2 protein-coding genes are annotated in these 3,157 nt (G+C 72.4%); one reads left to right on the forward strand and one right to left on the reverse strand.

All coding sequences use genetic code 11. The annotated features are described in order from the left end of the window. Positions 1 to 105 precede the first annotated feature (105 nt). Positions 106 to 2,007, reverse strand: coding sequence for an acyl-CoA dehydrogenase family protein (locus tag ACWGJ2_RS40080; RefSeq protein WP_453351352.1), 1,902 nt, complete (start codon positions 2,005 to 2,007; stop codon positions 106 to 108). Between the two features lie 336 nt (positions 2,008 to 2,343). Between ACWGJ2_RS40080 and ACWGJ2_RS40085 the strand changes: the two genes are divergently transcribed. After that, positions 2,344 to 3,157: LacI family DNA-binding transcriptional regulator (locus tag ACWGJ2_RS40085; protein WP_453351353.1), on the forward strand; the 814-nt coding region annotated here is incomplete at its 3' end.

Below are 3,157 nucleotides of genomic sequence, written 5' to 3' on the forward strand. Positions count from 1 at the left end.
CCGCCGCGCCGCGCCCCGCCGCCGGGGCGCGCACCCGGGGAGTCCGAGGTGCCCGGGGAGCCCGGGGAGCCCGGGGAGCCCGGGGAGCCCGGGGAGCCTCCGCGCTCACCGGACGGGCCTGTGCACGTTCTCCTTCTTGGAGGGTCCCGGCTCGGCCTCGGCGATCCAGGGCCCGTCCTTCGACGGGTCGACGATGCCCTCCTCCAGCCACGTGTACGCGCCGTCGAGCAGCCCGCGCACGACCTTGCGGTCGACGTCGTCCGTGTTGGTCCACAGCCGCCCGAACAGCTCCTCGATCCGCACCTTGGACTGTTCGCAGAAGGCGTGCGCCAACTGGTGCGCGGCCTTGCCGCTCGTCCCGTCGCGGCGCAGCTTCTCCGCCCGTACGCAGGCCGCGCTCATCGCGAAGAGCTCGGCGCCGATGTCCACGATCCGGCTCAGGAAGCCCTGCTTGGTCTCCATCCGGCCCTGCCAGCGGGACATGGCGTAGAAGGTGGAGCGGGCGAGTTTGCGTGACGTGCGCTCGACGTAGCGCAGGTGCGCCGACAGCTCGCCGAACTCGGCGTACGTGCGGGGGAGCTGGCCGGGGCCCGCGACGAGTTTGGGCAGCCAGCGCGCGTAGAAGCCGCCCGCCGCCAGGGCGGCCTTGCGCTTCTCGCCGAGGGACTTGTCCGGGTCGATCAGGTCGCCCGCGACGGAGAGGTGCGCGTCGACGGCCTCGCGCGCGATGAGCAGGTGCATGATCTCCGTCGAGCCCTCGAAGATGCGGTTGATGCGCAGGTCGCGCAGCACCTGCTCGGCGGGGACGGCGCGCTCGCCGCGCGCGGCGAGGGACTCGGCGGTCTCGAAGCCCCGGCCGCCGCGGATCTGCACCAGCTCGTCGGCCATCAGCCAGGCCATCTCGCTGCCGAAGAGCTTGGCGAGCGCGGCCTCGATGCGGATGTCGTTGCGCTCCTCGTCCGCCATCTGCGAGGAGAGGTCGAGTACGGCCTCCAGCGCGAAGGTCGTCGCGGCGATGAAGGACATCTTGGCGCCGACGGCCTCGTGCTCGGCGACGGGCCGCCCCCACTGGACGCGCGCCGCACCCCACTCGCGGGCGATCTTCAGGCACCACTTGCCCGCGCCGACGCAGGTGGCGGGCAGCGAGAGGCGCCCCGTGTTCAGCGTGGTCAGCGCGATCTTCAGCCCGGCGCCCTCGCCGCCGATGCGGTGGGAGGCGGGGACGCGGACCTGGTGGAAGCGGGTGACGCCGTTCTCCAGCCCGCGCAGGCCCATGAACGCGTTGCGGTTCTCGACGGTGACGCCCTCGGCGCCGCCCTCCACCACGAACGCGGTGATGCCGCCCCTGTGCCCCTCGGACCTGGGCACGCGGGCCATGACGACGAGCAGGTCGGCGACGACGCCGTTGGTGGTCCACAGCTTGACGCCGTCCAGTACGTAGTCGTCGCCGTCGGGCACGGCGGTGGTGGCCAGGCGCGCCGGGTCGGAGCCGACGTCGGGCTCGGTCAGCAGGAAGGCGGAGATGTCGGTGCGGGCGCAGCGGGGCAGGAACGCCTCCTTCTGCTCCTGGGTGCCGAAGAGCTTCAGCGGCTGCGGTACGCCGATGGACTGGTGCGCCGAGAGCAGGGCGCCCACCGCCGGGTTGGCCGAGGAGACCATGGCGAGGGCCTTGTTGTAGTAGACCTGCGTGAGGCCGAGCCCGCCGTACTCGGTGCCGACCTTCATGCCCAGGGCGCCGATCTCCTTGAGCCCGTTGATCACCCGGTCGGGGATGCGGGCCTCGCGCTCGATGAGGGCGCCGTCGATCTCGGTCTCGCAGAACTCCTTGAGCCTGGCGAGGAACTCCTCGCCCCGCTGCTTGTCCTCGGCCGCGGGTTCGGGGTGCGGGTGGATCAGGTCCAGCCGGAAGCGCCCGAGGAACAGCTCCTTGGCGAAGCTGGGCTTGCGCCAGTCCTTCTCACGGGCTTCCTCGGCGACCTCTCGTGCTTCGCGCTCGGAGACGGTCATGTCACTCACCTCGCCGCAGGGTTGTGGAGCAGTGGGTTACGAGGGGTATCGGCGTGAACTACCGGTCGGTGCTACTCGCTCGTATCTACCCGATACATACGTTCCGTACCAGGCTCCGCGCGCGGCAATCCCCGGATGCCGCAGCCCGGTTGAAGCGCTCCAACGGGGCGTTTCCTGGCCCTGGACAGGCGTTCGCGGGGCGGTCTAGGGTCGGGCAGCCGCGCCGGGCCGCACCGTCTTCGTGCCGGGCCGCACCACCCCTCGAAGCGCTCCGCACGGGCGCGCAGCCGTCCCGCAACCGTCCCCGCAGCCGCCGAGCATCACCGGGAGAGCACGATGGTCACCCTCGCCGATGTCGCCCGGCACGCGGGGGTCTCCGCCAGCACGGTGAGCTATGTCCTCAGCGGCAAGCGCTCGATCTCGGCGGCCACCCGCGAGCGCGTCACGCGCAGCATCGCCGAGCTGGGCTACCACCCGCACGCCGGGGCCCGTGCCCTCGCCAGCAGCAGGTCGGACATCATCGCGCTGATGATGCCGCTGCGCACCGACATGTACGTGCCGGTGATGATGGAGATCGCCGTCGCGGTCGCCACGACGGCACGCTCCTACGGGCACGACGTGCTGCTGCTGACCGGCGAGGAGGGGCCGGAGGCCGTCCGCCGTGTGGTGGGGAGCGGGCTGGCCGACGCGATGATCCTGATGGACGTGGAGCTGGACGACGCCAGGCTCCCCCAGCTCGCCGCCTCCGGCACCCCCGCCGTGCTGATCGGGCTGCCCGCCGACACGACGGGCCTGACCTGCGTCGATCTCGACTTCGCCGCCGCGGGCGCGCTGTGCGCCGCGCATCTGGCCTCGCTGGGTCATCGGGAGATCGCCGTGGTGGGCGAGGCGGCGGCCGTCTACGAACGGCACACCGGCTTCGCCGAGCGGACGGTGGCGGGGCTGCGCGAGCGTGCCGGGGCGCTCGGGCTGCGGATGCTGCACCGGCCCTGCGAGGGCGGCTACGACGCGATGGCCGCCACCCTCGCCCGCGTCTTCGACGAACGCCCCGGCACCACCGGCTTCGTGGTCCAGAACGAGAAGGCCGTCGATCCGCTGCTCAGCCTGCTGCGGCGGCAGGGCCGCGCCGTGCCGGAGGACGTCTCGGCTG

The sequence above is a fragment of the Streptomyces sp. NPDC054796 genome, from assembly GCF_053611545.1.

Excerpts from the sequence above, each read along its gene's own strand:
- ACWGJ2_RS40080 (WP_453351352.1), bottom strand. The coding sequence starts at position 2,007 with ATGACCGTCTCCGAGCGCGAAGCACGAGAGGTCGCCGAGGAAGCCCGT.